Origin of the sequence: Corynebacterium sp. (assembly GCF_012838985.1) — a bacterium.
GTDB lineage: Bacteria > Actinomycetota > Actinomycetes > Mycobacteriales > Mycobacteriaceae > Corynebacterium.
Map to the genome: position 1 here is coordinate 1 of NZ_DUOE01000038.1, position 5,913 is coordinate 5,913.

At 66.3% G+C, this 5,913-nt stretch carries 6 protein-coding genes; 3 read left to right on the forward strand and 3 right to left on the reverse strand.

Annotated features, from left to right (window positions below; genetic code table 11):
• A partial coding sequence (locus GXZ33_RS01830) for an IS3 family transposase (protein WP_291339158.1) occupies positions 1-674 on the forward strand: 674 nt, incomplete at its 5' end.
• 298 nt (positions 675-972) lie between these two features.
• Positions 973-1,242: a 30S ribosomal protein S15 gene (gene rpsO / locus GXZ33_RS01835; RefSeq protein ID WP_291339159.1), complete on the forward strand. Its 270-nt coding sequence runs from the start codon at positions 973-975 to the stop codon at positions 1,240-1,242.
• 56 nt (positions 1,243-1,298) lie between these two features.
• Here rpsO and GXZ33_RS01840 read toward each other — a convergent pair whose 3' ends face one another.
• Positions 1,299-1,733, reverse strand: coding sequence for a hypothetical protein (locus GXZ33_RS01840; RefSeq protein ID WP_291339160.1), 435 nt, complete (start codon positions 1,731-1,733; stop codon positions 1,299-1,301).
• Positions 1,734-1,845: 112 nt separating this feature from the next.
• Here GXZ33_RS01840 and GXZ33_RS01845 point away from each other — a divergent pair, with 112 nt between their 5' ends.
• Complete coding sequence (locus tag GXZ33_RS01845; protein ID WP_291339161.1) at positions 1,846-4,122, forward strand: polyribonucleotide nucleotidyltransferase; 2,277 nt, start codon at positions 1,846-1,848, stop codon at positions 4,120-4,122.
• Between the two features lie 55 nt (positions 4,123-4,177).
• Here GXZ33_RS01845 and GXZ33_RS01850 read toward each other — a convergent pair whose 3' ends face one another.
• Positions 4,178-4,981, reverse strand: a complete 804-nt coding sequence (locus tag GXZ33_RS01850) for a YwqG family protein (RefSeq protein ID WP_291339162.1) — start codon at positions 4,979-4,981, stop codon at positions 4,178-4,180.
• Positions 4,982-5,019: 38 nt separating this feature from the next.
• Positions 5,020-5,718 carry a hypothetical protein gene (locus GXZ33_RS01855; RefSeq protein ID WP_291339163.1) on the reverse strand — a complete coding sequence of 233 codons (699 nt, stop codon included), beginning with the start codon at positions 5,716-5,718 and terminating at the stop codon, positions 5,020-5,022.
• Positions 5,719-5,913 lie beyond the last annotated feature (195 nt).

Genomic DNA, 5,913 nt, shown 5'->3' on the forward strand with positions numbered 1-5,913 from the left:
ACGACAACTCGACTACAGCCCCGGTCAATCACAAGAAGATCGCACGGATCATGCGCTCGCTGAAGCTGTTCGGCTACTCGAAGAAACGCAAGGTCACCACCACGGTGTCCGAGGGAAAGAAGCCGGTGTTCCCCGATCTCGTGGGAAGGAAGTTCACCGCCCCGGCACCGAACCGGGTCTACGTCGGTGACATCACCTACCTGCCGATTGCCGACGGGTCGAATATGTACCTCGCCACCGTCATCGACTGTTATTCCCGCCGGCTGGCCGGCTTCGCGATCGCCGACCACATGCGCACTTCCCTGGTTCAGGACGCCGTGGTGATGGCGAAGGGCCAGCGTGGGGGCCTGGAGAACGCTGTTTTTCACTCGGACCACGGCAGTGTGTACACCTCGCACGCGTTCCAGGAGACGTGTACGCAGCTGGGGATCCGGCAGTCGATGGGCGGGATCGGTAGCAGTGCTGACAACGCCTTGGCGGAGTCCTTCAACGCCGCATTGAAGCGTGAGGTCCTCCAGGACGCGAAGGTATTTTCCAGTCAGCTTGTCTGTCGTCGGGATGTTTTCCGCTGGTGTACCCGTTACAACACGACTCGTCGGCATTCCTGGTGCAGATATCTCGCTCCAGCGGTGTTCGAGGAGCGTTGCCCTGTTATGCTCAAGTCTGCTTCCTGATTAAATCCCCTGTGTCTACTTTCCAGGGGTCGGGCATATCCCGCCGATCGAGCACTACACCAACTACCAACGAGAAAACCACGCAGGCCTTCACGCCGCGTAACACGCCACTCTCAAAAATTCAGGCCGATTCACTCGCTCGAGGTGAGGAATTTGGCCCCCAACCACCTCACCCGGTAAGATCCTCCAAGGCTTCATGCGACTGCGGTCCACAGCAGTTGCGCCACCTGGCCGTGGGTGTCGAAAACCCTGGTCAGGTCATTTCATGTGGACTGAAACAACGATTGAGAGATACCTCATGGCTCTGACCTCTGAGCAGAAGAAGACCATCCTGAGCGAGTTCGGTCTGCACGAGACCGACACCGGCTCCACCGAGGCACAGGTCGCACTGCTGACCAGCCGCATCAACAACCTGACCGAGCACCTGAAGTTCCACAAGCATGACCACCACTCCCGTCGTGGCCTGCTGCTGCTGGTCGGTCGTCGTCGTGGCCTGCTGAAGTACCTGGCCGACAACAACATCAACCGCTACCGTGACCTGATTGCCCGTCTGGGCCTGCGTCGCTAAGCGAACAGAACTTCCAGCCGAACCCGCTCTCCATCCGGAGGGCGGGTTCGGCGTTTCTATGCCCCGGGAACCAGCTGGGCCGGCAGGAGAAGCCCCTCGCGCCGGCCTCCCAGCCAGATGAAGTCCGGCCCGCGCTGCTGCCGAGGAGTCTCGTCGGCGAAGGAGTAGGTTCCCGCTGACGTCCGCACCGCCACACCACCGTGCGGCAGCGCGGACACCACCAGCTCGGAGCCCGGTTCGTAGTGCTGTGTCACGCGGCGGCGCGTCGACAAGTATCTCGCCGTCACCACCGCCACCGCGAGCGTGAGCATCACCAGCAGCACCGCCGCCGGGCCGGCTGCATTCCCGATGCTCTCCGTGGACAGGAGAGCGCCCAGCCCACCGCCCGTCAGTCCGGCCAGGCCGCCCCACAGGCGGCTGCCCCGGAGGGGACTCGCGGCGGCGACGGCCGCGCGCCGGAGAGCCGGGTCGACGGTCAGTGATGTAGTCATATCCCCACCTCTAGCAGATTCCCGCGCCCGGGCCCGCGGAAGGGGCTTTTAACACCCTGGTTCACCTGGTAGAATCGCGAACCGTTGTTAAGACACGCATCCGGCGACACCGATGATCGCCGATAACTCAGATCTGAGGAGATACATGAGCAACCCCGTGGAAATTCACGTCGACGAGGATTACGGCGTAACCGAGGCGATTGTCACGATCGACAACGGTGACTTCGGTACCCGCGAGATCCGTTTCGAGACCGGCCAGCTGGCACGCCAGGCCGGCGGCGCCGTGACCACCTACCTGGACGAGGAGAACATGCTTCTCGCCACGGTCACCGCCTCGAACCAGCCGCGTGAGGGCTTCGACTTCTTCCCGCTGACCGTCGACGTCGAGGAGCGGATGTACGCCGCGGGCCGCATCCCGGGTTCCTTCTTCCGTCGTGAGGGTCGTCCGTCGACCGACGCGATCCTCGCCTGCCGTCTGATCGACCGTCCGCTGCGCCCGACCTTCGTCAAGGGCCTGCGCAACGAGGTCCAGGTCGTCATCACCGTTCTGTCCCAGGTCCCGGAGGACTACTACGACGTCGTCGCCATCAACGGTGCCTCCGCCGCGACCCAGCTGTCCGGCCTGCCGGTCTCCGGTGCGGTCGGCGGTGTCCGCGTGGCACTGATCGCCGATGACAAGCACCCGGAGGGCCAGTGGGTCGCGTTCCCGAACCAGGCGCAGCGTGAGCAGTGTGTCTTCGAGATGGTCGTCGCCGGCCGCCTCGTCGAGCGCAAGGGCCGCCGCAAGGGCGAGGACGTCGCCATCATGATGGTCGAGGCCGGGGCGGGCGCGAACGTGCTCGAGCTGGTCCGCAACGGTGCTCCGGCGCCGACCGAGTCGACCGTGTCCGAGGGCCTCGAGGCCGCCAAGCCGTTCATCGCCCTGCTGTGCAAGGCCCAGAACGGTCTGGCCGAGCAGGCCGCCAAGGAGCGTCAGGAGTTCCCGGTCTTCCCGCCGTACACCGATGAGGTGTTCGCGGCCGTCGAGAAGAAGGCCGGCAAGAAGCTCGGCGAGATCATGACCATCGCCGGCAAGCACGAGCGCGAGGACGCCGCCAACGACTACATGGTCGAGATCGAGGAGCAGCTCGTCGGTTCCTTCGCGGAGAACCCGGACGCCGCCAAGGAGGTCCGTGCCGCCTACAACGCGCTGATGAAGAAGATCGTGCGCCAGAAGATCCTCACCGAGGGCTTCCGTATCGACGGCCGCGGTGTCGCCGACATCCGTGACCTCGGCGTCGAGGTCGAGCTCATCCCGCGTGCGCACGGTTCCGCGCTGTTCGAGCGTGGCGAGACCCAGATCCTGGGCGTGACCACCCTGGACATGCTCAAGATGGAGCAGCAGATCGACTCGCTGTCCCCGGAGACCTCCAAGCGCTACATCCACCACTACAACTTCCCGCCGTACTCCACCGGTGAGACCGGTCGCGTCGGTTCCCCGAAGCGCCGCGAGATCGGTCACGGTGCGCTCGCCGAGCGTGCCCTCGAGCCGGTCATCCCGTCCCGCGAGGAGTTCCCGTACACCATCCGCCAGGTGTCCGAGGCCCTGGGCTCCAACGGTTCCACCTCCATGGGTTCCGTCTGTGCGTCCACCCTGTCCCTGTACAACGCCGGTGTGCCGCTCAAGGCCCCGGTCGCGGGCATCGCCATGGGCCTGGTCTCCGATGAGGTCGACGGTGAGACCAGGTACGTCGCGCTGACCGACATCCTCGGCGCCGAGGACGCCTTCGGTGACATGGACTTCAAGGTCGCCGGCACCCCGGAGTTCATCACCGCGCTGCAGCTGGACACCAAGCTCGACGGCATCCCGTCGCAGGTGCTCACCGACGCCCTGTCCCAGGCCCGTGAGGCCCGCCTCACCATCCTGGAGACCATGGCCGAGGTCATCGACGGCCCGGATGAGATGTCCAAGCTGGCCCCGAAGATCACCACCGTCAAGGTGCCGGTGTCGAAGATCGGTGAGCTCATCGGCCCGAAGGGCAAGACCATCAACTCCATCACCGAGGAGACCGGCGCCGACGTCTCCATCGAGGACGACGGCACCGTCTACGTGTCCGCCGCCTCCGGTGAGGCCGCTGACGCCGCGATCGAGAAGATCAACTCCATCGCCAACCCGCAGCTGCCGAAGGTCGGCGAGCGTTACCTGGGCACGGTCGTCAAGACCGTCGCCTTCGGTGCCTTCGTCTCCCTGACCCCGGGCCGCGACGGCCTGATCCACATCTCGAACCTCGGTGGCGACGAGCGCATCGAGAAGGTCGAGGACGTGGTCAACGTCGGTGACAAGATCCAGGTCGAGATCGCCGACATCGACAACCGCGGCAAGATCTCCCTCGTCCCGGTCGAGGGTTAATCTCCCGCTTGCCGACGCCCCCGTTCACCCCTGGTGAGCGGGGGCTTCCGCGTTCCTAGAAGCACTGCAGGATGAGGTGGGCGTTCTCCCAAGCGCCGGCGCGGATGTCCTCGTGGCGCATCCAGACGTAGAGGCAGCCGTCGTCACCCCAGGACCAGTCGCCGTCCGCGGAGGAGGCGAACTGGGCGAGCAGCACCCACGTGCCGGGGTCGCCCTCGGTGGTCATGCCGTGGCGGTACTCCTCACCGCGGGAGAGGACGGAGGACTTGACCTCCATGTCGTCCTCCTGGATGACGGCCGGCCACCCGCCGAGCTGGTGGTTCTCCGTGGGGTCGGGGGTGGAGTCGGACCAGTCGAGGTAGGCGTCGTCCTCCTCGGACCAGTCGAAGGCCTGCGAGCTCGCAGAGGGCACGCTCACCCCGGGGGCGGCGGTGAGGCGGTGCGGGGGCAGGGGATCGGGGCCCTCCTGCGGGGTGAGCTCCCCGTCGGGCACGTGGAGCAGACGGAATCCCGCCCGGTCGGCGAGGCGGTAGCCCCAGGGCTGGTCGACGGAGTCGTAGAAGAAGAGCAGGTGGCCGGTGGCGGGCAGGTCCAGGTCGGTGAGGCCGTCCACGTCCGCCAGGTTGATCTGGGCCAGGAAGGGGAGCGGCTGCCCGGTCCCGGCGTGGAGGGGCCAGGTGAATCCGGTGGGCAGGTCGGGGTGGCCGCCGAAGCGGGACTGACCGGGCTGCGTCGGTGCGCCCGGCTCGGAGAGGAGCCGGGCGGCGGGACGGGCGAGGGACTCCAGCTCCCCGCGGAGGGAGTGGGAGAGATCGGACTCGGCGAGGGAGGCGCGCAGTGCTGCGTGGTCGACGAACATGACCGGATCCTAATCCGCGGCACCGGCTCCCGCAGGGTCTACGGGTGCTGGATGTCCACCACCACGCGCAACGGGTCGTGCAGGACCGACACGGAGTAGGGGAGTTCCCGGTCGAGGCCGATGTAGGTGAGGGTGTTGCCCTCGAAGATGCCGGTGTTGACGATCTCCCGGACCACGCCGCCACCTGCGTGCGGGCCGGTGGCCAGTTCCGTGGCCTCGTGCTCGAAGGGGTAGGTCGTGCCGGTGATGTTGATCATCAGGTAGGCGTTGCCCTGCACGTCGACGGGGAAGCCGGAGCCGTCCTGGTAGGGCTGGTCGATGTACCGGGAGATCCAGCCGGGCTCACCGCTGCCGACGAGGTCGTAGACGACGCGGGTGTAGGTCGGGTGCACACCGACGCGCACGCCGGTGACCAGCGGGGCGGGGGAGTTGTCCACGGGCCAGACACCGGTGCGGGTCTCGGTGGACACCGCCGGGGTGCCCAACGGGCGGTCGGTCGGCGGGGACCCGGTGGTCGGGTCGGGGGCGTCGGTCCTGGTGACGGCGGCGTTGGTGGCGGTCCCGGCGGTCTCGGTGGCCTCGGTGGTCGGGGTGGCGGCCGTCGAGGTGACGGTGACAGGGTCGGCGACGGTGGTGGTCGTTCCGCCATTGGTGGTGCCGCCGTCGTTGCAGGCGGCGAGCAGCAGTGCCGTGGCGGTGAGGGTGGCGGTGATGAGGGGGCGTCGATAAGTGGTCATAACACCACGATAGATGGCATAACCGGCTCATGTCCCGGGTTATGGCTCTTTTGTTATGACTTGACGAGGTCAATGACCAGTCGCTTCGGGTCCTCCAGGTACGTCACCGAGTAGGGCAGTTCCGCATTCAGGCCGACCACGAACTCGGAGTGGGCCTCGAAGAGGCTGGCGAAGGTGACGTCGTTGATCACGCCG

Bases quoted from the DNA above. Each gene is read 5' to 3' on its own strand.
- GXZ33_RS01850 (WP_291339162.1), bottom strand. From the start codon at position 4,981: ATGTTCGTCGACCACGCAGCACTGCGCGCCTCCCTCGCCGAGTCCGAT.
- rpsO (WP_291339159.1), top strand. From the start codon at position 973: ATGGCTCTGACCTCTGAGCAGAAGAAGACCATCCTGAGCGAGTTCGGT.
- GXZ33_RS01845 (WP_291339161.1), top strand. From the start codon at position 1,846: ATGATCGCCGATAACTCAGATCTGAGGAGATACATGAGCAACCCCGTG.
- GXZ33_RS01855 (WP_291339163.1), bottom strand. From the start codon at position 5,718: ATGACCACTTATCGACGCCCCCTCATCACCGCCACCCTCACCGCCACG.
- GXZ33_RS01840 (WP_291339160.1), bottom strand. From the start codon at position 1,733: ATGACTACATCACTGACCGTCGACCCGGCTCTCCGGCGCGCGGCCGTC.